The organism is Dysgonomonas sp. GY75 (genome assembly GCF_015234155.1).
GTDB classification, from domain to species: Bacteria; Bacteroidota; Bacteroidia; order Bacteroidales; family Dysgonomonadaceae; genus Dysgonomonas; species Dysgonomonas gadei.
Window position 1 is genome coordinate 13793 of record NZ_JADCLQ010000044.1, and the last position, 22330, is coordinate 36122.

Annotated in this window: 20 protein-coding genes and 1 pseudogene; 4 read left to right on the forward strand and 17 right to left on the reverse strand. The window is 40.1% G+C overall.

The features are described 5' to 3' along the window. Positions 1 to 13: 13 nt before the first annotated feature. From IR083_RS16725 to mutY, 16 genes and pseudogenes are all read right to left on the reverse strand, one after another. Complete coding sequence (locus IR083_RS16725) at positions 14 to 1279, reverse strand: hypothetical protein (RefSeq protein WP_194225183.1); 1266 nt, start codon at positions 1277 to 1279, stop codon at positions 14 to 16. A 4-nt stretch (positions 1280 to 1283) separates the two neighbouring features. Then, complete coding sequence (locus IR083_RS16730; RefSeq protein WP_006801643.1) at positions 1284 to 1832, reverse strand: RNA polymerase sigma factor; 549 nt, start codon at positions 1830 to 1832, stop codon at positions 1284 to 1286. A gap of 130 nt (positions 1833 to 1962) precedes the next feature. After that, positions 1963 to 2382 (reverse strand): ExbD/TolR family protein, encoded by a 420-nt coding sequence (locus IR083_RS16735; RefSeq protein ID WP_006801644.1) that lies wholly within the window; start codon positions 2380 to 2382, stop codon positions 1963 to 1965. Positions 2383 to 2417: 35 nt separating this feature from the next. Then, positions 2418 to 3125 (reverse strand): MotA/TolQ/ExbB proton channel family protein, encoded by a 708-nt coding sequence (locus IR083_RS16740; protein ID WP_006801645.1) that lies wholly within the window; start codon positions 3123 to 3125, stop codon positions 2418 to 2420. Between the two features lie 184 nt (positions 3126 to 3309). Next, the gene (locus IR083_RS16745) at positions 3310 to 4734 is read right to left on the reverse strand and encodes an NADH-quinone oxidoreductase subunit N (RefSeq protein ID WP_194225184.1); all 1425 of its coding nucleotides are present in this window, start codon (positions 4732 to 4734) and stop codon (positions 3310 to 3312) included. A 42-nt stretch (positions 4735 to 4776) separates the two neighbouring features. Beyond that, a complete protein-coding gene (locus IR083_RS16750; RefSeq protein WP_194225185.1) occupies positions 4777 to 6261 on the reverse strand; it encodes a NuoM family protein in 1485 nt (494 codons plus the stop codon). Between the two features lie 23 nt (positions 6262 to 6284). Beyond that, positions 6285 to 8228 carry an NADH-quinone oxidoreductase subunit L gene (gene nuoL, locus IR083_RS16755; protein ID WP_194225186.1) on the reverse strand — a complete coding sequence of 648 codons (1944 nt, stop codon included), beginning with the start codon at positions 8226 to 8228 and terminating at the stop codon, positions 6285 to 6287. A gap of 112 nt (positions 8229 to 8340) precedes the next feature. Then, entirely contained in the window at positions 8341 to 8685 is a 345-nt protein-coding gene (gene nuoK / locus IR083_RS16760; RefSeq protein ID WP_006801649.1) for an NADH-quinone oxidoreductase subunit NuoK, read from the reverse strand. Between the two features lie 9 nt (positions 8686 to 8694). Continuing rightward, positions 8695 to 9198: an NADH-quinone oxidoreductase subunit J gene (locus IR083_RS16765; protein WP_194225187.1), complete on the reverse strand. Its 504-nt coding sequence runs from the start codon at positions 9196 to 9198 to the stop codon at positions 8695 to 8697. Positions 9199 to 9459: 261 nt separating this feature from the next. After that, positions 9460 to 9933 (reverse strand): annotated as a pseudogene (locus IR083_RS16770) (4Fe-4S binding protein); the annotation flags it as partial. Between the two features lie 81 nt (positions 9934 to 10014). Then, a complete protein-coding gene (gene nuoH / locus IR083_RS16775; protein ID WP_194225189.1) occupies positions 10015 to 11115 on the reverse strand; it encodes an NADH-quinone oxidoreductase subunit NuoH in 1101 nt (366 codons plus the stop codon). A gap of 122 nt (positions 11116 to 11237) precedes the next feature. Continuing rightward, positions 11238 to 12866 carry an NADH-quinone oxidoreductase subunit D gene (locus IR083_RS16780; protein ID WP_194225190.1) on the reverse strand — a complete coding sequence of 543 codons (1629 nt, stop codon included), beginning with the start codon at positions 12864 to 12866 and terminating at the stop codon, positions 11238 to 11240. 75 nt (positions 12867 to 12941) lie between these two features. Continuing rightward, on the reverse strand, positions 12942 to 13514 hold the full coding sequence (locus IR083_RS16785) for an NADH-quinone oxidoreductase subunit B (protein WP_044216933.1): 573 nt from the start codon (positions 13512 to 13514) through the stop codon (positions 12942 to 12944). Continuing rightward, on the reverse strand, positions 13505 to 13858 hold the full coding sequence (locus tag IR083_RS16790) for an NADH-quinone oxidoreductase subunit A (protein WP_006801655.1): 354 nt from the start codon (positions 13856 to 13858) through the stop codon (positions 13505 to 13507). The genes IR083_RS16785 and IR083_RS16790 overlap by 10 nt, the downstream gene beginning before the upstream one ends. A 202-nt stretch (positions 13859 to 14060) precedes the next feature. After that, positions 14061 to 14987 carry a glycosyltransferase family 2 protein gene (locus IR083_RS16795; RefSeq protein WP_006801656.1) on the reverse strand — a complete coding sequence of 309 codons (927 nt, stop codon included), beginning with the start codon at positions 14985 to 14987 and terminating at the stop codon, positions 14061 to 14063. A gap of 73 nt (positions 14988 to 15060) precedes the next feature. Beyond that, a complete protein-coding gene (mutY, locus tag IR083_RS16800) occupies positions 15061 to 16122 on the reverse strand; it encodes an A/G-specific adenine glycosylase (RefSeq protein ID WP_006801657.1) in 1062 nt (353 codons plus the stop codon). A gap of 128 nt (positions 16123 to 16250) precedes the next feature. Here mutY and IR083_RS16805 point away from each other — a divergent pair, with 128 nt between their 5' ends. The 4 genes from IR083_RS16805 (at position 16251) to IR083_RS16820 (ending at position 20946) form a co-directional block, all read left to right on the forward strand. Further along, entirely contained in the window at positions 16251 to 16556 is a 306-nt protein-coding gene (locus IR083_RS16805; RefSeq protein ID WP_317174757.1) for an HU family DNA-binding protein, read from the forward strand. A 312-nt stretch (positions 16557 to 16868) separates the two neighbouring features. Next, entirely contained in the window at positions 16869 to 18443 is a 1575-nt protein-coding gene (locus IR083_RS16810; RefSeq protein WP_006801659.1) for a ribonuclease E/G, read from the forward strand. 195 nt (positions 18444 to 18638) lie between these two features. Next, complete coding sequence (locus IR083_RS16815) at positions 18639 to 19463, forward strand: patatin-like phospholipase family protein (RefSeq protein WP_006801660.1); 825 nt, start codon at positions 18639 to 18641, stop codon at positions 19461 to 19463. 94 nt (positions 19464 to 19557) lie between these two features. After that, positions 19558 to 20946 (forward strand): Gfo/Idh/MocA family protein, encoded by a 1389-nt coding sequence (locus IR083_RS16820; RefSeq protein ID WP_194225192.1) that lies wholly within the window; start codon positions 19558 to 19560, stop codon positions 20944 to 20946. Positions 20947 to 21084: 138 nt separating this feature from the next. On the opposite strand, the gene IR083_RS16825 is transcribed toward IR083_RS16820, so the two are convergent. Then, positions 21085 to 22308: an isocitrate dehydrogenase (NADP(+)) gene (locus tag IR083_RS16825; RefSeq protein ID WP_194225193.1), complete on the reverse strand. Its 1224-nt coding sequence runs from the start codon at positions 22306 to 22308 to the stop codon at positions 21085 to 21087. Between the last annotated feature and the right edge of the window lie 22 nt (positions 22309 to 22330).

Sequence of the window (22330 nt, forward strand, 5' to 3'; positions counted from 1 at the left end):
TGTATTATTTTTTTTAAAAATCAAATTTAATTCCCAGATTCAGGTCTAACTGGGTCTTTCTGTCAGAATATATAGTTCTGTACTTATTTCTGGCATCGAAGTAATATGCCCCTCCTATCGTCCCATAAAGATACATTTTTTTATACAAAGGGTAGGAAATACCCAGAGATGATCTTACCGAGAACTGAGGATTTGATTGTTTCACAGACTCTCTTATATAATATGGCTCAGAATAAAAGACATGTCCTGCTAGGTCTTTATCTTCAATATCCAGCATGGAGAAGCCCATATTGCTTACATATCTTCCATTTATATCTTTCTGTACCATTCCACCCAGTGCAAAATAGAATTTAGTCTTACCTAATTCAAAGAACGTATAATTCAGAGATAATGGTATACCCAGATAGTTAAAATACTGCGATTCACTTATATTGAACACGCTACTTGATTTTATCTTCGATGACAAGTGTGTATAAACCAACCCCGTTTCGAATGATAATTTTGGTGCTATCTGTTTGCTGATTGTTACTCCAAACGAAATAGGCTGCTTATGTTCAAGTTCAAACTCACTATTTTCCTTATTCAGAGCTGACCTGAAAGTCGAAGATCTTACCTTACGAGAGAACAGGATATCCCCGCCTCTTTCATTTACATTGTCAGCAAACAACCCTGCATCAACAGTAATTCCAAGAGAGAGTCCTTTCGACGGTGATTCCGCTTCCGGCAATATAACTCTCGTTTGTGCCAACATTGGCGCAGCTTTTACTTCTTTTTTCTCTTCCTTAACTTCTTCTTTCACTAAAGGTTCAGATACCACTTCTGGTTCTGGTTCAGGTTCCGTTGTTGCTACAGCTTCTACCGGTTCAACTATAGCCCGTGCCTTGGCCAGTAGTGGCGGCACAACTTTTGGAACCTCAATCACAGTATCCACATCCTGCGTTTCAACAGGAGTCTTAACTCCTTCTGTTACAACAACATTAGTATCTTCCATTATTGGTTTATCATCTGTTGGAATAGATAATATACCAATTGCAATTGCTGCTGCTACACCTACAGCAATAGCGACGGTCTTTATAGTAGATGCTTTTGAGGTCGAAGAAGCTGCATTGGCTGTCGAAGAATTTGCAGATGAAGATGAAGATGATGCATCAGGCGCTTGTACAGGCTGATTAGACAAAAGCTGATCCAGCCCACCCCAAATGGATGCAGGCACTTCCGGCTCAAAGTTTCCTAACTTTGAGGAGAATAGATCCTTTATTTTGTCTTTATCTTCTATCATCTTGTTATGATCTCTCTTTAATATATTGTTTCACCCTCTCCTGTAAGATATTTCGGGCTCTTACATATTGAGAACGTGAAGTACCTTCACTAATACCCATCATTTCTGCTATTTCCTTGTGTGAATAATCTTCTATCGCATACAAGTTGAAAACTGTAGAATAACCACGCGGCAGGTCTTGTACCATTTTCAGTAATTCACCCTCCGATATTTTATACATTTGCTCGTCTTCAGTAGAATCGTCCACTACATCGGGAAGATTCTGAACATCATCGGAAGTCTGAATTATTGATTTTTTCTTTCTTAAGTTTTCTAAAGCAAGGTTTATAAATATGCGCTTGAGCCAACCTTCGAAAGAGCCTCTATCTTGAAATGAATCAATATTGGCAAATACTTTCATGAATCCGTCCTGCAATAAATCCTGAGCAGCGTCTTGATCAGAACTATAGCGTAAGCAAATACTATACATCTTACGGGCATACACCTCGTATAGCATTTTTTGAGCTTCACGCTTTTGTTCCTTACAGCCTGCTATAATTTGCAGTTCATTCATATTGGTCAAGCTTCATTTTAGAGATGCATTTTTTGTAGAAATGTTGCATCATCTAGTATAAATTTCATCTATTATTATCTTTTTTTAGTAATAGTGAAACTTATGATTTTGTCTTTTTTTTAGAAATTAATTATTCAGGTTTTTGGGTAAACAGCACCATTTTCACTTGCAATTTATTCCCGATATCAATCACATCAACAACGTTCTGCAGACTCAATGACTTATCTGCTTGTAATAGAACATTTACTTCGACATTATTGTTCTTTTCTTTTTCCTTTGTAATAGCTGCCATCAAGGCCGGCTCAATCTCCTCTTTCGTAACTTCCTTATCATTAACATAATATCTCAAATCCTGAGTTATTATCAAGTTAATATTCTTCTTGGTTACAACCTGCTCCGAAGTTGCGGCATTCGGCAAAAGCACTCTGATAGCCGCCGGAGTAACCATAGTGGATATTATAAGAAAAAACAACAACAGGAAGAACATTATATCGTTCAACGAAGAGGTATAAACCTCCGCAGCCCTTGATTTTCTCCGTTCTATTTTCATGTTTTCTCTCTTTTTTAAGAATAAGCTTTATAAAATCAGGCCTCAACACTACCTCTTTTATAAGCTCTGATTGCCTTCAATACTTCGTTAGATTCTTTATCGATGTTGACTACCACTTTGTCGATACGTCCGTTCAGTACATAATAACCCGCATATGCTATAATCCCTACGAGCAACCCGGCTCCGGAACATATCATTTTCTGATAAAGTCCCGTAGAAATCGTATCTATAGCGAGATCGTTTGTCTTTGCTATATCATAGAAGATCTTTATAACCCCGAAAATTGTACCCAGAAACCCGAGCATAGGTGCAATAGAAGCTGTGATTCCAAGCCAGTTCATCTGGTTTTCCAATATACTTATTTGCTGGCGGGCTTCGACTTCCATCGACTCTTGTATTTCTTTATCATCACGATCAAAGTCTTTAAGTCCGGCGGCAATCACTTTAGCTGAAGCATAAGGACGTTCTACGCAAAATTTCAAAGCTTTATCGACTTTTCCTTCGTGTATCAACTCCACAACCCGGGATAGCCAGACCGAATCTTTTTTACCAAGACGATTTACTACCAGCCACTTATTTATAATGACATATATAGCTAAAAGCGACAAAAGAAAGATGGGCAATAGTATCCATCCACCTTTCATCACAAGGCTTAAATAACTCTCTTCGGGAGCAACCTGGGCTGTTTGCTCCGCCATTTCTACAACGGGGGTAGCCGCCTGAAGTAAAACAAATAAATTCATAAATGATATTTGTTGTAAGGTCTCAGACCTATTTATTATTTCGTTAACTTAAAATACGACAATCAGTTAGACTGAATATCATATCATTAAACACTCTCTTTCTTATATGTTTTTATTGTACAAAATTCGACAGAAGCCCAAAGATACAGTCTTCTGTCGAATTTTATTTATAAATTAATAATATTTAATATATGCCAAAACTAACTTTATCTATATATTGATAGAAACAGCTTACCATACCGATTACAAATATTCCGGCCATCGATACGACCAATGATATCTTTAAATATCCGTCTGTATTAACAGCCTCAATAGGAGAATTGTTCTTATTGATAAACATTGCTTTTACTACCAGTAAATAGTAATATAGCGATATAACTGTATTCAGGAATGCAAGGAAAACAAGTAACACATGTCCCTGCTGCATAGCTGTCATAAATACGAACAACTTACTGAAGAAACCGGCTGTCGGAGGAATACCTCCCAACGAGAACATGGCAATCATCATAGCCAACGCCAGTTTTGGATTGGTATAATATAATCCGTTGTAGTCATTCATACTCACTTTACCTGTCTTATCCTCTATCGCAGAAATAACTCCGAAAGCTGCCAGATTGGAGAATACATACACAAAGATGTAGAACATTGTTGCAGCCATACCTTCGGCTGTTCCCGTAAATACACTTAACATAATATAACCGGCCTGCGATATGGAAGAGAATGCAAGGAAGCGTTTCATATTCTTCTGACGAAGAGCAAACAGGTTACCAATTGTAATAGTAAGCAGGATTATGATCCATATTATGTTTTGCCAAACGTCTGCAAGTACTGGAAACACTTTGAACAGGATAGTCATCAGAGCAAACACTGCGGCCCCCTTCGATATGGTAGATAAATAAAGGGTCACATTGGTAGGCGCGCCCTGATATGTGTCCGGTGCCCAAAGATGGAACGGAACAAGAGATATTTTAAAGAATATTCCAGCCAGAATAAATACCATTGCCATTATTACCATCGGCGTAGAATATATATTTGTTGCGATATCTGCATAATATAGCGTTCCGCAGGCTCCATATAAGAATGATAACCCGAAAACCATCATACCTGATGAGAAGATAGCATTAAATATATATTTGGCTCCGGCTTCTGCCGATTCTTGTCTGTATTTATCAAACGCAACCAAAGCCGCGATAGGCAAGGATGCTGTTTCGAGGCCAATATAGAACAACAGGAAGTTTCCGGAAGAAATCATGAGATTCATACCGATCAGGGTAAGTATAGTCAGCATGAAGAATTCTCCACGCTTGATTATCGAATCAGGTCTGTTGAGCCATGAATTTGCTTGTAAGAAAATGAGGAATACACCTATATTCAGTATATTCTTTATTGTAAGATAAGCCGGACCGGTAACATACATGCCTGCAAAGGATGCTCCACTATCTTTAAAAAAGAAACATAGGACGGTATGTGCCAGAAACAAAGTACAGGCCACGGGGAAGAAATATTTCTTTGCGTTGTCCGAAGCAAACAAATCATAAATAATAAGTAAGAGAAATACCACAACAAGTGATAGCTCGTGCTTCATCAACAAATAATTACTCAAATCCATTTTTATATCTTATAATTTCAATGTTTACAATCTATTTCTTACTTATTTTATATATCCCAGACTTGAAGTAATCAAATCGGAAATCCATCCCGGGAACAATCCCATACCTGCAACACAGATTATCAATCCTACTGTTGCTATTTTTTCATGCCATACAGCATCAGTCAATTCTAAATGATGCGGATCCTGAACCGGACCATATAATATTTTACCAACCACTTTCAGAATATAAACAGCTGTTACCACAATTGAAGATATTGCTGCAATGGTAAAGATTCGATGGAACAAATCGTTGTGCTCAAATGCACCTACAAAAATTGTCATCTCAGCAACGAAACCACTCAATCCCGGTAGTCCCAAAGATGCCAAACCGGCAATCACATAACATACGCTCAGGAATGGCATAATCTTCATCAGCCCTCCCATCTGGCGTATATCGCGAGTATGTGTACGTCCGTATATCATACCAATCAGGGCAAAGAAAAGAGCTGTCATCAGACCATGTGAAAGCATCTGCATCACAGCACCCGTCATGGCGGTCTGGTTCATCATCAATATAGCAAACAATACCAATCCACAGTGGCTCACTGAAGAATAAGCATTGATATATTTCAAGTCTGTTTGAGCAATAGCTCCTAATGCTCCGTAGATAACACTGATACCTGTAAGTATAATGAATATCCAGGATAGTTCGTCAGCAGCTTCCGGCATCAGACGCATAGCGATACGGAAACAACCGTATCCTCCCAGCTTCATCAATACTCCTGCATGAAGCATAGATACAGCTGTCGGTGCAGATGCATGACCATCAGGCGACCACGTATGGAATGGAAACAAAGCTCCAAGAACTCCAAAACCTAAGAATGTAAGAGGGAATGCCCAGTATTGGACTGAAACAGGAATCGAATTATTTGCAGCTATTTCCAGTATATTGAATGTATAATCTCCTGTAACGGAAGAATGGAAGTATATACCAAGAATACCTACGAAGAGGAATGCCGAACCTCCCATCAACATGAGGGTAAGTTTCATTGCCGAATATTCTTTACGCCCCGTACCCCAAAGCCCGATCAACAAGTACATCGGTATCAGGGCTATCTCGTAAAAGAAGAACATGGTAAACATATCCAAAGAGATGAAGAAGCCATATACACCGATAGACAAGAGAGTCAGCCACATAAAGAAGTCTTTTGGCAACGGGTTCATATTCCATGAAGCAAAAGTCCCTGTAAATATAATGACAGCGGTAAGCAGTATCATCAGCACAGAAATACCATCAACCCCGATAGCGTAATGTATATTCATGCTTGCTGCCTGAAACCAAACTGCATCGAATGTGAACAGCATTTCCGCTGCATTTCCTGCTGCACGTTCCTGATAGAACATAAACAGGAGAACCAAAGCTAAAATAACTTCTATAACTGCACCTACTACTCCCACGGTGCGTACTTGTTTGATGTTGCGGCAAGGTATAAACGCAAGCAACATCACAACAGGAACCAGAACAAATAATGAAAGAATATTCATATTCTTATATTTTTAACTATATCTTATTTACAAATAAAAGCAATTAACCATCCGCCAAAACCGACTACAAGTATCAACGCTCCCAGCAGATACGCAAATGCATATTGTTGGATATATCCCGACTGGAAGTCTTTGATTGTGCTGGACGCTGCCTGTGTTACATAAGCCAGTGAATCCATAAAGCCGTCTACAAACTTCTTATCGAACCATGCTATCGTTGCAGAGATACGTTTGAAAATAATATTACGCGTTACATATAGCCACAATTCGTCGAAATAGAACTTATTGTACGCCCATTTGTAGAATGTGCTGATACTTGCTGTAATTCTATCAGGTATATCATTTTTCTTATAATACATCCGCACCGCAATACCCATTCCAATAAATGAGATAATGATACTTGTTATCGCTACCTGCCAATCGATATGAATATCATATGATGCACCGTCAGACGTAACAAAATGTCCGAATGGAATATACCCTGCACCAAATGCAAATATGGCTAATATAATAAGAGGTATAAACATCATAGGGCCTGCTTCGTGAGGCTTGTGATGATAGTGCTTATCACTTTCGTAGAAGAAGATGCGTAGGAAAAGACGTGTCATGTAGAATGCCGTCAATCCCGCAGCAAAACTCAATATAAAGTATATTGCTTTGTTATGTTCGAAAGCCGAAGCCAGTATTTCATCCTTACTATAGAATCCGGAGAAGAACGGTACGCCGGCAATTGCAAACAATGCGATTGCAAATGTAATACACGTAATCGGCATATATTTTTTCAGACCGCCCATATCTCCCATCTCATTACTGTGTACCGCATGGATAATAGCTCCTGCTCCAAGGAACAACAGAGCTTTGAAGAATGCATGAGTAAACAAATGGAACATACCAGCCATATAACCCAGTCCTTCATGTTCTCCAAATTTGGAAACCCCTAAAGAGGTAAGCATGAATGCAATCTGAGATATAGTTGAGAATGCCAGTACACGTTTAATATCGGTTTGGGTACATGCCACTACCGCAGCAAACAATGCCGTGATCGCTCCTACCCACGCTATAACAGTCAAAATTTCAGGCGCTCCGAAGTGATATATAGGGAATAAGCGCGCTACAAGGAATACTCCGGCTACCACCATCGTTGCCGCATGGATAAGCGCAGACGCAGGGGTCGGGCCTTCCATCGCATCGGGCAACCAAATGTGAAACGGCATCATCGCCGATTTTCCGGCACCTCCCATGAATATAAGAAGCATTGCCCACGATAGAACAGACATGCCAAGGAATGACATCCCGGCTGTAGACGACACACAGATATCTGCATTCGATGCTGTCAATGTAGCAAAGTCGAATGTACCTGTGAAATATGATAGTAACAGAATACCTACAAGGAAGAAGAAGTCGGCAAAACGAGTAACAATAAATGCTTTCTTTGAAGCAGCTACTGCCGACGGTTTTACATAATAGAAACTGATGAGCAGGAATGAAGATACCCCCACTAGTTCCCAGAAGATATACATCTGGAATATATTGGTTGCCACAACAAGCCCGAGCATTGCGAAACTAAACAGGGATAGAAAAGCGTAATAACGTTGAAATCCTTTTTCACCCTTCATATAGCCTAAGCTATAAACATGTACCATCAGAGATACGGTAGTAATCACTACGAGCATCATCACCGAAATAGGATCGAGGTACATTCCTAAGTCGATATGCAATGTATCCGTAAATCTTAACCACTGGAAGTGGAATACATTTATAGCCTGATAAACGCCATCGGCACCTTTTCCAACTTCGAAGAAATACTGATAGGCTGTAGTATAAGCCAACACTGCCATTACAGCAAGGGAAAGGCTCCCCAGTGTTCCGGCAATTACAGGCTTCATATATTTTCCGCCCAGCCCCAAAATGAGGAACATTACGACAGGAAGTACAAGTATCAGTATAGAATAATTAAATGCGTCCATATCTTATAAGTAAAAGAAAGTATTTAATGCAATATTATTTAATTGTAACCGACTATTGTTGTTATAGATATAAAAAGTTACAAATAGGTCTGAGACCTTATCTTTTCCTTGCTTAGTTTTTCATTTTAGTAATATTCTCATCTATATATATACTCTTCACATGGCGGTATATATTAATAATGATGGCGATGGCTATCGCTGTTTCGGCGGCGGCTATTCCTATTGCAAACAGGGTAAAGAAAAACCCTTCGAGCTGTCCCGGATACAGATAACGGTTGAATACCACAAAATTCAGGTCGGCGGCATTGAGCATCAACTCTACAGAAACCAGAACCATCAACATGTTTTTACGCGAAAGGAAACCATATACTCCGGCAAAGAACATAATCGTACTTACCGCCAGATATGCCTCGATAGGCACCGGTCCTGATAGAAAACTTGTTATAAAATCACCCATAATGTCTATTTATCTTTTTCTGGCAATCATTATACCACCAATAATACAAGCTAACAATAACACGCTTATAGCCTCGAACGGCAATAAGTATTGGTATTTATCCGTACCCATCATCGCCATACCTATATCCTGCATCTGCAATTCGCTCTGCGTAACATAAGTATAGAATTTATTCACATTGTAGAATATAATGTGACCACAAATACCAAGTCCGGCCAAAGCCGTAACAGCTGCGACAAACATCCTGCCCGGTTTTTCGAATTTTACATCCACACCCGGTTCATGGGTGAGCAGGATAGCAAAGATAAATAGTACCATCACCCCTCCTGCATAGACTGCAATCTGTACTGCCATCAGGAAATGGTAATCGAGAAGTAAATACAAACCTGCTGTTCCTAAAAGGACAAATAACAGGAATGTCGCCGAGCGGATAATCTTTTGTGTCGTAACCGCCATGATGGTGGAAAACACAATGATTGTCGCTATAATGTAAAATATAATCTGTTCTGCCATAATCTGTTGATTATCGTATATTATTTATTCTTTATCTTCTTTTGGCTCAATATCTCCATCTGTTTTCGATGCAGGTACTGTCTTGGTTGTCACATCCTTTTTCACATCCAGTTCGGGATGGCTTCCATCGGTCGTTTTTATATCCTGTGCAGGTATAGGCTCAAGCGGTGTTTGAGGAACATTTTCCGGTGCAGTACTCTTTCCATGCACAGCTTCTTCAGCTTTAGCTACAGGAGCTGAGACTACAGCAGGAGCCGGTTTTTCCTTTTTCTTTTCACGAAGCTTAGACCCCTCATGGTTTAATTGCTGTATAAGCTTGCTACGAGTGAAAAGCGAATTTTCAAACGTATTCGCAAAAACAATTGCATCCGACGGACAAGTTATCACGCACAGATTACAGAATGTACACATTCCTAAATCATAGATGTAACGATCTATGATTTTTTTCTTTTTCCCGTCTTCTGTTTCTATACTCTTCGATATAACCTGTATTGTTCCGTTCGGACAATTCATCTGACAGATACCACAAGCGGTACAGGCATGTTCGTTGTTTTCATCGTGCGGCATAATCAGCTCGCCACGGAAACGGTCAGGGATTACTAGGGTTGCACGGTTTTCAGGGTATTGCTCTGTGATCTTTTTTGTCCACAGCTCACCCCACGTCACTCTCATCCCCGTGAGCAATGACTTGATACCTCCAAATAAACCTGAAAAATATTCTGATACTGAACTCATTGTCGTATTTTCTATAAATTAAGGCCTCAGACCTTTTTATTATTTTTATATCTGCAACAGTATATAAATACTATCTTTTACTCATTTAAAAGTCCAACCCAATAAAACCATAGCTACCATCAATAATATGTTTACCATATTGATCGGTAATAAATATTTCCATTCCAGATTCAATAGCTGGTCGATACGCAAACGCGGGAATGTCCATCTTACCCACAAACTAAGGAAAACAAGGAATCCTGCTTTCATAAAGAACCACACGAATGAAGGAATATAGTTCATTATCTGGTTAAAGTCATCCCAACCTTCAATTTGTACAGGCATCCATCCTCCTAAGAATACTGTAGCGGCGATACCAGCAACGATAAACATATTCAGATACTCTGCCAGATAGAAAAACCCGAATTGCAATCCTGAATATTCCGTATGATAACCTGCCGTTAACTCCGATTCGGCTTCCGGTAAGTCGAAAGGTCCACGGTTAGTCTCGGCATGTCCTGAAATCAGATAGATAATAAATGCAATAAATGCGGGCACGTGTCCTGCTATTATATTCCATTGGTGAAGATATGTCTGTCCCTGTATTATCTGGGAAAAACTCATTGTACCCGAAAGTACAACCATTGTCATCAAAGCAAATCCTGCTGAAAGCTCGTAGCTAATAAATTGCGCACCGCTTCGCATGGCTCCAATCATCGAATATTTGTTGTTACTGGACCATCCTGCCAATAGTACACCGATGATACCCAATGATGAAACGGCAATTACATAGAATGCTCCGATATTGAAATCCACGATTTGAAGTCCCTGCCCAAATGGTAATGCACCGAATGTAAGCATGGAAGCCACAATCATAAAGAAAGGCGCTGTAAAAAACAGGAACCTGTCAGATTGCTTAACATGAATAATTTCTTTCAGCAATATCTTAACCATGTCGGCCACACTCTGAACGAGTCCGTACTTACCTACACGGTTGGGACCTAAACGAGCCTGAAAAAATGCCGTAATTTTACGTTCTACATAGATTAATATCAAGGCCAGTACTGCATAAAGAGTAAGTAAGACAACACCTATCAGTACAAATTCTATTGTCAGAGCTGCCCATGTAGGCAAATTGGCGTGTAGCCATGTATCAAGCCATGTGGTCAATTGAGAGGGCTCTAACGAAAATTTTAACAGCATATGTTTTTATATTGATAAAATGAATAAGCAAAAAAGCATTTAATGCAACATTATTTAATCGCAACCTACTATTGCTGTTGCAAATACAAAAGCAACAAATAGGCCTGAGACCTTAATCTGTATTAACGGTCGATATCAGGAATCACATAGTCCATAGAACCACCGATACCGATAAAGTCTGAAATTTTTTCATCTTCACAAATCAAAGGCATCACCGACACGGCAGCCATCGACGGAGAACGGAACTTCAGACGGTATGGAACCTTATCACCACGGCTTTCGATGAATACACCGAATTCTCCACGGCCGGCTTCCACTCTCTGGTAAAATTCTCCTTCAGGCAATTTGATGATAGCTTTTGTTTTAGCTAAGAATTCGCCATCAGGTATATTGTCTACCAATTGTTCTATAATTTTCAGAGACTCTTCTATTTCATCCAGACGGTTCAGGTATCTGGCGAAAGCGTCTCCTTCTTCGCGTATAATTTCTGTAAATTCTACTTTGTCGTAAAGCGCATAAGGTACATGCTTACGGATGTCAGAAGCAAAACCCGATCCACGTCCGGCAGGCCCTGTAACCGCATAAGAGATAGCATCTTCTTTGGAAAGAAGGCCAATTCCTTTCATACGTCCCAGTGCAATAACATTTCCTGTAAACAATCGGTCGTATTCTTTCAGGCGCTTACGCATAAGCGGAATAAACGCTTTTACATCTTTCTGGAATTCAGGGTATATATCGAACATAACACCACCGATAACGTTGTAATTGATAATCAAACGCCCACCTGATGTTTGTTCAAATATTTTAAGAATTTCCTCGCGTTCGCGCATACCATATATAAAGGCAGTGGTAGAACCTAAGTCCATACACATGGTCGCCCATGCTACAAGATGAGAATCTATACGATTCAACTCATCCATAATGGTACGGATATATTGCGCTCTTTCCGGAACTTCTATTCCTGCGGCTTTCTCCACGCACATACATAGGCCGTGACGGTTGATATTTGCGGAAAGATAGTCCAGACGGTCTGTCAGGTGCAGTATTTGCGGATAAGTCATGTTCTCACACATCTTTTCTATCCCGCGATGAATGTATCCGCTATGAACGTCTATCTTCTTCACCATCTCACCTTCCAATGCAACACGGAAGTGCATTACCCCATGAGTAGAAGGGTGTTGTGGTCCTATATTTATTATATAATCGGTCTCTTCGAATACCCTTACAGTTTCCTCCTTCAATCCATTCGGAGTTTCCATAATCCGGGGAGCGACATCAACGATATCTTTACTCTCTACCGAAACTGGATTCAATACTGGGTTTGCATCATAATCTTTTTTCAATGGAAAACCATTCCAATCGGAATTGAGAAAGAAACGGCGCATATCCGGATTATTGATAAAACGGATACCGAACATTGCATATACCTCACGTTCGTTATAATGGGCAGTTTCCCATATATCTGTAACAGTATAAAGCAAAGGATTTTCTCTATCGGCTGTACCTGTTTTCATTACAACCTCTTTGGATAAATCTTTTGATGAAGCCAAAAGATAGTTTACTCCGAGCTTTTCTCCCCAGTCCATTCCGGTCAGCATAGCCAGATAGTCGAAAGGATACTCTGCATGATAACGAAGAGCTTTTGCCAAATGGCGTAATTTGTCCGGTTCCACAGTAACCGTAAGCCTTCCGGCTTCTTCGATCACCGCTTCGGGTACGGCTTCCAATATTACTTTCCTGATGTTTTCCATCGATATATTATAGTTGCGAATTACATGTTCGTTTTATATGGGGAATAACCATCCCCTGGTGTAACCAGAAAGGGGTTACTTATTCTTTTTATCCACTTTGAACAAAAAGCGTTCTACCTTTATTTTACGTTGCAGCTGCATCAAGCCATAGAATAGCGCTTCCGGACGAGGAGGACATCCCGGCACATATACATCTACCGGCATTATTTCATCTATCCCTTTCACTACATGGTATGAATCTACAAACGGACCGCCGGAAATAGCACAACTACCCATGGCCACAACATATTTCGGTTCTGCCATCTGATCGTATACACGCTTCAGTAGCGGAGCCATTTTATGCACAATTGTGCCTGCTACTACCATCGTATCGGCCTGACGGGGACTATTACGTGTAACCTCCATCCCAAAACGGGCAAGGTCGTAACGGGCAGCAGCCGAAGCCATAAACTCAATACCACAACAACTGGTAGCAAATGCCAGAGGCCAGACAGAATTGGAGCGTCCCCAGTTAATAAGATCGTCCAACTTTCCAACAACAACGGGAACTCCGTTTTCATTCAGTTCCTTTATATAATCTTCAAGATACTCATTATCCTTAAACTCATCGTTAGGAATACCTTTTATATATATTTTCTTTATTTCCATTGCAATGCTCCTTTCCTCCATGCATAGGCCAGTCCAAGGCCTAAGATTAATACGAAAAACAATATGCTATATAATCCGGGCAGCCCTAAATTCCGTACAACAGTCGCCCACGGAAATAAGAAGATCGCCTCCACATCGAACATCAGATACAGGATCGCATAAAGGTAATACCCTACCTTAAACTGCATCCATGAAGTACCGTGAGTAGGAACCCCACATTCATATGGTTCTCCTTTTTGTGCGTTAAATGATTTCGGTGATAACAACAATGCCATGCCGAGCCCGGCACACACAAGCATAATTCCTGTTAAAAGAACAACTAAAAAAAGAGCAGAAGAACTCATATTTTCATTTTAAGATTAAAACTTTTCTATCAATTGTCAATCACTTCCGATGGTATTCGTGACACTTTGCTAAAAGCGCAAAAAGCGCACCAAATGAGAGTCTGCGGACAATCGGCGCAAAATTACAGTTTTATTTTTTAAACACAAAAATTTATATGCCAAATTATTCAAATTTGACAACCAAAGATTGCAAAATAACCTTTTATGCTTTTTCCTTTACTATGTAAATAGGTCGTTTTTTGGTTTCCAGATAAGTTTTGGAAAGATACTGCCCCAAAATTCCAAGGCAAAACAATTGAATACCTCCGATAAAGAAGATCACACACATAGTGGACGGGTAACCCTGCACATCATCCCCAAACACCAGCGTTTTGAAAATAATAACACAGATCATCACAAATGCGATGAGACAAAACAAGATACCAAAGAGGGAAGCGATAAGCAAAGGCCGGGTAGAGAAAGCAATTATCCCTTCCAGCGAATACAGAAACAACCCGATAAACGACCATTTGGTTTCACCGGCAACACGCTCTATGTTTTCAAAAGCTATCCATTTGGTTTTGAATCCGACCCAACCAAATATACCTTTCGAAAAACGGTTATACTCACTCATCTCCAGAATGGCGTCTACCATCTGCCGTGTCATCAGACGGAAATCACGCGCACCGTCAACAACTTCCGTATCTGAGATTTTATTTATCAGTTTGTAAAACTGTTTGGCAAAAAATGAGCGCATGACAGGCTCACCCTTTCTGTCGACACGCCTTGTCGCCACACAGTCGAATTCTTCCGTTTTAAGACTCTCATACATCTCCTTCAAAAGAGATGGCGGATCTTGCAAGTCAGCATCTATCAATGAAATATAGTTACCTGTAGCCGCTTTCAGTCCGGCATATATACCGGCCTCTTTTCCGAAGTTACGGGAGAAAGATACAAAATGTACCCTATCATCTGACTCCTTCAATTCTTTTACCAACTCCAATGTCTTGTCCCTAGAACCATCATTGATGAAAATAAATTCAAATTCCTGTTCCGGCATTTCGTCTGTCAGTTTCACTAATTCTTTATATAGGAAAGGGAGTGCTTGTTCTTCATTATAGCAAGGAACAATTAAAGATATCTTATCCATGTTTCGATATTTGTTTATGTTTCGTACAAAGTTAGAGCGTTTTGCGGCTTATGCAAATACCAGACCCGAATAGTTACATTTTTTCTAAATATTTATGAACCAGGCGAGACACAGGATATTCGTCCACATCACTAGCTCTCACCTCTATATATCCATCTACAGCTGACACCTTTCGAACCTCCACCTGATAAAATACTGCATGTATAGCCTGATGAGAAAGAATGTGCTTCATTTGCGTTATATATTTAATATGAAGCCCATCTCCATTTTCGAATATACGCCTGAAACTATCTGTCCTGTGCAACTCCTCTATAGACATAGCTTCTGCGGTTTCTATCAATGGCAATTCATACAAGCCCTGCCAGATATCTTTGGCCGTACGTTTATGCAAAAGCATATATCCATCGCCGTACCTGACATCAAAATAATTGAAAAAACGGGCGCGCACTTTTTGCTTCCCGGCTTTAACCGGATATACATTCACCTTGTCCTGAGCATAGGCAAGACACATTACCGAAGCCGGACAACTGTTACAATCAGGCGACACAGGCACACACTGCAATGCTCCAAATTCCATGATAGCCTGATTGTGCAAACCCGCCCTTTTATCATCTAGAAGTTCCTGAGCAAGCTGAGAAAACAACTTCTTACCCTTTGTGCTATCTATAGGCTCTTCTACTGCAAATATACGCGACAGCACCCTGAATACATTACCGTCAACTACAGCATGCGGCTGATCATAGGCAAAAGATACGATTGCGGCAGCCGTATACTCTCCCACCCCTTTCATACTCAAAACATCAGTATAGTCTTGTGGAAAAACTCCCTGATATTTCTCCAAAACTATTTTTGCGGCCGCATGAAGATTACGCGCACGGCTATAGTATCCCAAGCCCTGCCAAAGTTTCAAAACCTCATCCTCTTCGGCCTGTGCCAATAAATCTACAGAAGGAAATCTTTTTACAAACCGGGTGAAATACGCATACCCCTGATCTACACGAGTTTGCTGCAATATGATTTCTGAAATCCAAATAATATAAGGGTCTGTGGTATCACGCCAGGGCAGGTCTCGCTTATTCCGATTATACCACCTTATTAATATAGAACTCAATCTTAAATCTTTTTCTTTACTCATTTACAATTATTTACCATAAGCAAAAATCATCTGTCGCCGAAAGTTAATTTCTGCATTATTTAGAAAAAATGGTTATTATTTGTTTCAAAGGTAAATAAAAAGCTATATATTTGCAGTCCAAAAAATTAATTGTTTTGAATCTAAAAAAAAATAAGAAAATGACAAAAGCTGACATCGTTAACGAGATTGCGAAAAATACAGGCATAGACAAAGCGACTGTATTGAAAACAGTTGAATCATTCATGGACGTAGTCAAAGACTCCCTGAGCAAGAATGAAAATGTTTATTTAAGAGGTTTCGGTAGTTTCATCGTGAAGACAAGAGCTCAAAAAACAGCTCGTAACATTTCTAAAAACACGACTATCATTATACCAGCACATTCAATTCCGGCATTCAAACCGGCTAAAACTTTCGTAATCCAGGTAAGAAAGTAATTGAGACGCACATAATTATTAATTACTAAATATATAAATAACATGCCAAGCGGAAAGAAAAGAAAAAGACATAAAATGTCTACGCATAAGCGCAAAAAAAGACTGAGAAAGAATAGGCACAAAAAGAAAAAATAAGCCTTAGTTCTTTCTTTAACAGAAATATACAGGAACAAACTTACAAATTGTTGAATTTTAAGTTTGTTCTTTGTGTATTATATGAAACCCGCTTCTCGGATATAAAGAAGCAACCCTATTTTCAGGTTTAAATACTGAATATATTTAAATCTAATTTTCAACTTCTAAATTATAGTTATGAATAGCGAACTAGTAGTCGATGTTCAGCCCAATGAGGTCTCGATAGCAGTACTTGAAGACAAAAAGCTTGTCGAACTGCAAAAAGAAGGAAGAGACGCTTCATACGCGGTAGGGAACATCTATGCCGGCAAAGTGAAAAAGCTTATGCCCGGACTAAACGCTGCTTTTGTAGACATTGGATACAAAAAGGACGCTTTTCTTCACTATTTAGATCTTGGTGCTCAATTCAAATCTGTTGATAAGTTCTACAAACAGGCACTAGTTGATAAGAAAAAATTCCCGAACATCTCCAAAATGAAACTGGAGAATGATATCGACAAGGATGGCTCTATCAGCGACATACTGAAACCCGGACAGGAAATCCTGGTACAAATAGCCAAAGAACCTATATCGACAAAAGGCCCCCGCCTTACATCGGAATTGTCCCTGGCCGGACGTTTCCTTGTTGTTATACCTTTCAACGATAAAGTCTCCGTATCGCAAAAAATAAAGTCGAAGGAAGAACGAGCCCGACTACGCCAGCTGATACAGAGTATAAAGCCTAAAAACTTCGGCGTAATAGTAAGAACTGTAGCCGAAGGCAAAAAAGTAGCCGACCTGGATACTGAACTGAAAACACTGGTCAAGCGATGGGATGACAATCTTCCCAAAATACAAAAAAGCAAATTGCCGACCCTCGTCTTTGAAGAAACAGGACGTATCGTTGCACTTTTGCGCGACGTATTTAATTCGAGCTTTCAGGAAATTCATGTAAATGATCCCGACACATGTAATCAGATAAAAGATTATATTTCATTCATTGCGCCTGAGAAGAAGAACATTGTAAAACAGTACGATGGTGATCTCACCATATTCGATAACTTCGGCGTTACAAAACAAATAAAAGCTCTTTTCGGAAAAACAGTAACGTTCCGCAATGGAGCATATCTGATTATAGAACACACGGAAGCATTACACGTAATAGACGTAAACAGCGGTAACAGGTCTAAGAATCCGGAAGCCGGACAAGAAAATAACGCCTGGGAAGTGAATTCCGCGGCAGCAGAAGAAATAACCAGACAGCTAAGATTGCGAGACATGGGGGGCATAATCGTAATCGACTTTATAGATATGACTGAAGGCGAGCACCGCAGTCAACTGATAACAAGAATGCAGGAATTAATGGCAAACGACCGCGCCAAGCACAATATTTTGCCTTTGAGCAAATTTGGATTGATGCAAATCACAAGGCAGCGCGTTCGTCCTGAAATGGAAATCACCACAACCGAGATTTGTCCCAACTGTTTCGGAAAAGGAGAGATAAGGCCATCCATATTATTCACAGACACCTTGCGTATGAAAATCAGTTATCTTGTGAAAGATCTGAAAGTGAAGAAATTTACCTTGCACGTACATCCATACGTTGCAGCGTTTATCAATCAAGGTCTTGTTTCCCTCAAATGGCAGTGGAAATGGAGATACAGTAGGGGAATAAACATATTACCAAACCAGAATCTGGCTCTTCTCGAATATCATTTTTATGATGAAAACAAGGAAGAAATAGATATGAAACAAGAGTTTGAAGTAAAATAATTATTACCTAAAATACATAAGCCCCGCTTTGATACATCAAAGCAGGGGCTTTTTTATTATATAAGAACCTTAAGCCGGATTGAACGGTCTTATTATTAAGATCACCTTCACTTTTCAATTTATTGCTCCAACAGTTTCATAAGTAAAAGGATTATAACTAAATTTGCTCTGAACTAAATCTGTGTCACACAATAAATGAGCTCCGAAAAGAATATATATAAGCTGGGAATAGCTCTGAGTGGAGGAGGTGCAAAAGGTTTTGCCCATCTTGGTGTACTACAGGCACTCAATGAAAGAGGACTTTATCCTGAAATTATATCGGGTACCAGCGCAGGGGCTTTTGCCGGAGTACTATATGCTGACGGACATACACCCGAAGAGATAATATCTTTCTTTAAGAAAAAGGTTTTTCGCGAGTTTGCGGAATTTGCAATACCTCACGGAGGTTTTTTCAAAAGTCAGGGCTTCCAGTCTTTTCTGAAAAAACATTTAAAATCAAAAAACTTCGAAGATCTGAAAATCCCCTTGCATGTGGTGGCTACAGACATAGAGCATGGTGAAAGTATGGTGTTTACCTCCGGCCCGTTAATACCGGCAGTAATAGCCTCATGCTCCGTCCCTATTATATTCAGGCCCGTGGAGATCAACAAACATTATTATGTAGACGGAGGGCTATTCAAGAACTTCCCGGTTTCGACAATACGCCGCGAATGCACAAAGATAATAGGGGTAAATGTAAGTCCGATTACCAAGTCCGAATTCCGCAGCTCGATAAAGTACATTGCAGAGCGCTCGTTCCATTACATGTCCGGTTCGAATACGCTGCTCGATCGTAATCTATGCGATTATCTGATAGAATCGGTGGCACTCTCCCGCTATTCAATGTTCGACCTCGACCATGTGGAAGAAATATATCAGGCCGGTTATGAATTGACTATGGCATTCTTTAAAGATAATGAAGATGCACTACTAAAGGATTTTCCCTACCTTTCGGTACAACCGACAGAAAGATATCTATAATATTAAGATACTAAATACTTTTTTTGTAACAACCGTCTATCCATAAGACACAGGTACTTTAAGACACTATATTGACCTATAAATATTCTATCCCATGAAAAAAAATCTTTCATTATTTTTACTTTGTCTCGTGTTTATCAGTTGCGGACAGCAAAAAGTGACTGAACGGTCATCTTTCATAAAAACAGAAGTACCTACCCGTCCTGCCGGACAAAGCGATGTCCTGGAATTGAAAACTGATCCGTTACCGACTGTCCGCATCGCGTTCATCGGTCTGGGAATGCGCGGCCCGGGAGCTGTAGACCGTATGACACACATAAAGGGTGTGGAAATTATCGCTCTCTGCGATGTGGAACAAAAAAATACGGAAAAAGTGAATAAGATGCTCGTGGAAAAGGGATTACCGAAAGCGCAGGAATTCTACGGCGACACCTCCATCTGGCGCAAGGTTACAGCTTTGCCGAATGTAGATCTAATATATATCGCTACTGATTGGAAATCGCATGCGACCATAGGTGTACAGGGTATGAAAGATGGAAAACATGTGGCCATAGAAGTACCTGCAGCTATGACAATGGATGAAATATGGGCATTAATAAATACTTCGGAACAAACCCGGAAACATTGTATGCAACTTGAGAATTGTGTATACGACTTCTTCGAATTGACTACTCTCAACATGGTTCAGCAAGGACTACTAGGAGAGATTGTCCATGGCGAAGGAGCATATATACACGGGTTACAGCCATTCTGGGACCAATATTGGGAAAACTGGCGTATGGACTATAACAGAAAACACAGAGGCGACCTATACCCTACTCACGGGCTAGGTCCGGTATGTCAGGCGATGAATATACATCGTGGCGACAAGATGAATTATCTTGTGTCTGTAGATGCCAAACAAATATCGAGTATTAATTATATAAAAGAGAAAACCGGCGAAGATGTAAAAGATTTTCGCAACGGGGAGCATACTTCTACCCTTATCTCTACCGAAAAAGGTAAATCTATCCTTATCGAGCACAATGTGAATTCGCCACGTCCTTACAGCCGTATGTACCAGCTTACAGGGACAAAGGGTTTTGCCAATAAATATCCGGCACAAGGTTATGCACTCGACGGAGGAGCAATAGACCCTGCTGTGGCTGCCAACCATGAAAACCTCAATGCACACAGTTTTGTACCGGATGATGTACGTAAAGCTCTGATGGAGAGATACAAACATCCTATAGTTAAAGATATAGAAGCCAAAGCCAAAGAAGTAGGCGGACATGGAGGAATGGATTTCGTAATGGATTACCGCCTGATATATTGCCTGCAAAAGGGATTGCCTCTGGACATGGATGTGTATGACCTTGCCGAGTGGTGCAGTCTGATACCTTTGACCGAAATATCTCTTGATAATAGTTCGGCCCCGGTCGAAATACCAGACTTTACACGGGGAAGCTGGAATAAGTTGCAGGCACTTAAATTCGCGGAATAAGAAAGAGTATGATAGGCTGATATCATTTATCCTTTAGCAAAAAGGTTATTATCCTGTCCGACAGATCTTTTCTATCAAATAAAAAAACCACTTGCAGAACTGATTGCAAGTGGTTTTATTCTCTATTTTATCGAATGATTACGCCAGCTTGATCTGTAATTCCCGGCTGATTGCATCCAGAAAATCTTCTGTATTCAGATAATTTGAACGCTCCATTTTATCTCCATATACAAGCAAAGCCAGGTCTTTTGTCATTTTACCCTGTTCTACTACCTCTACACAGGTTTCTTCCAATTTATTGGAAAAGTCTATCAATGGTTGATTTCCATCCAGTTTACCGCGATGTGCCAAACCTCTTGTCCATGCAAAGATAGAAGCTATTGGATTCGTCGATGTCTCTTTACCTTGCTGATGCTGACGATAGTGGCGTGTTACCGTTCCATGAGCAGCTTCCGCTTCCATTATCTGCCCGTCAGGGGTAAGCAGCACTGAAGTCATCAGGCCAAGAGAACCGAAGCCCTGCGCCACTGTATCAGACTGTACATCACCATCATAGTTCTTACAAGCCCAGACAAAACCTCCGTTCCATTTCAGGGCAGAAGCCACCATATCGTCAATCAGGCGATGTTCGTAAGTAATACCGACTTTCACATATTCAGCCTTATATTCGTTATCATAGACTTCCTGAAATATATCTTTGAAGCGACCGTCATAAGCCTTCAATATTGTATTTTTTGTGGATAGGTACAACGGATATTTCTTCTGTAAAGCCAGCCTGAAACAAGAGTGGGCAAACCCGTATATAGACTCATCCGTATTGTACATACCCATAGCCACTCCATCACCACTGTAGTTATAGACAGTGTATGACTGGGGTTCACCCTCCTCAGGGGTAAAGGTAAGGGTTAATGTACCTTTTCCTTTTGTAACAAAATCGGTGGCTTTATATTGATCGGCATTTGCGTGACGTCCGATAATAATCGGTTGTGTCCATGTATTCACTAAACGCGGGATATTGCTGATAATAATCGGTTCGCGGAAAACTGTACCCCCTATTATATTGCGGATAGTACCATTGGGAGATTTCCACATTTTTTTCAGATCAAATTCTTCTACACGTGCCTCATCCGGAGTAATAGTGGCACATTTTACGGCCACTTTGTATTTTTTTGTGGCCTCGGCACTGTCTATTGTTACCTGATCGTCTGTTGCATCACGGTTCTGAATACTCAGGTCATAATATTTCAGGTCTATTTCTACATAAGGGAGAATTAGTTTATCCTTAATATATTGCCAGATGATACGGGTCATTTCATCGCCGTCCATCTCTACAATGGGATTCGCTACTTTTATTTTTTGCATCTTATTTATACTGGTTTTTATT

What these genes read in the sequence shown, in the direction of transcription:
- IR083_RS16725 (WP_194225183.1), bottom strand. Translation starts at nt 1,279, where the DNA reads ATGATAGAAGATAAAGACAAAATAAAGGATCTATTCTCCTCAAAGTTA.
- IR083_RS16730 (WP_006801643.1), bottom strand. Translation starts at nt 1,832, where the DNA reads ATGAATGAACTGCAAATTATAGCAGGCTGTAAGGAACAAAAGCGTGAA.
- IR083_RS16735 (WP_006801644.1), bottom strand. Translation starts at nt 2,382, where the DNA reads ATGAAAATAGAACGGAGAAAATCAAGGGCTGCGGAGGTTTATACCTCT.
- IR083_RS16740 (WP_006801645.1), bottom strand. Translation starts at nt 3,125, where the DNA reads ATGAATTTATTTGTTTTACTTCAGGCGGCTACCCCCGTTGTAGAAATG.
- IR083_RS16745 (WP_194225184.1), bottom strand. Translation starts at nt 4,734, where the DNA reads ATGGATTTGAGTAATTATTTGTTGATGAAGCACGAGCTATCACTTGTT.
- IR083_RS16750 (WP_194225185.1), bottom strand. Translation starts at nt 6,261, where the DNA reads ATGAATATTCTTTCATTATTTGTTCTGGTTCCTGTTGTGATGTTGCTT.
- nuoL (WP_194225186.1), bottom strand. Translation starts at nt 8,228, where the DNA reads ATGGACGCATTTAATTATTCTATACTGATACTTGTACTTCCTGTCGTA.
- nuoK (WP_006801649.1), bottom strand. Translation starts at nt 8,685, where the DNA reads ATGGGTGATTTTATAACAAGTTTTCTATCAGGACCGGTGCCTATCGAG.
- IR083_RS16765 (WP_194225187.1), bottom strand. Translation starts at nt 9,198, where the DNA reads ATGGCAGAACAGATTATATTTTACATTATAGCGACAATCATTGTGTTT.
- nuoH (WP_194225189.1), bottom strand. Translation starts at nt 11,115, where the DNA reads ATGCTGTTAAAATTTTCGTTAGAGCCCTCTCAATTGACCACATGGCTT.
- IR083_RS16780 (WP_194225190.1), bottom strand. Translation starts at nt 12,866, where the DNA reads ATGGAAAACATCAGGAAAGTAATATTGGAAGCCGTACCCGAAGCGGTG.
- IR083_RS16785 (WP_044216933.1), bottom strand. Translation starts at nt 13,514, where the DNA reads ATGGAAATAAAGAAAATATATATAAAAGGTATTCCTAACGATGAGTTT.
- IR083_RS16790 (WP_006801655.1), bottom strand. Translation starts at nt 13,858, where the DNA reads ATGAGTTCTTCTGCTCTTTTTTTAGTTGTTCTTTTAACAGGAATTATG.
- IR083_RS16795 (WP_006801656.1), bottom strand. Translation starts at nt 14,987, where the DNA reads ATGGATAAGATATCTTTAATTGTTCCTTGCTATAATGAAGAACAAGCA.
- mutY (WP_006801657.1), bottom strand. Translation starts at nt 16,122, where the DNA reads ATGAGTAAAGAAAAAGATTTAAGATTGAGTTCTATATTAATAAGGTGG.
- IR083_RS16810 (WP_006801659.1), top strand. Translation starts at nt 16,869, where the DNA reads ATGAATAGCGAACTAGTAGTCGATGTTCAGCCCAATGAGGTCTCGATA.
- IR083_RS16815 (WP_006801660.1), top strand. Translation starts at nt 18,639, where the DNA reads ATGAGCTCCGAAAAGAATATATATAAGCTGGGAATAGCTCTGAGTGGA.
- IR083_RS16820 (WP_194225192.1), top strand. Translation starts at nt 19,558, where the DNA reads ATGAAAAAAAATCTTTCATTATTTTTACTTTGTCTCGTGTTTATCAGT.
- IR083_RS16825 (WP_194225193.1), bottom strand. Translation starts at nt 22,308, where the DNA reads ATGCAAAAAATAAAAGTAGCGAATCCCATTGTAGAGATGGACGGCGAT.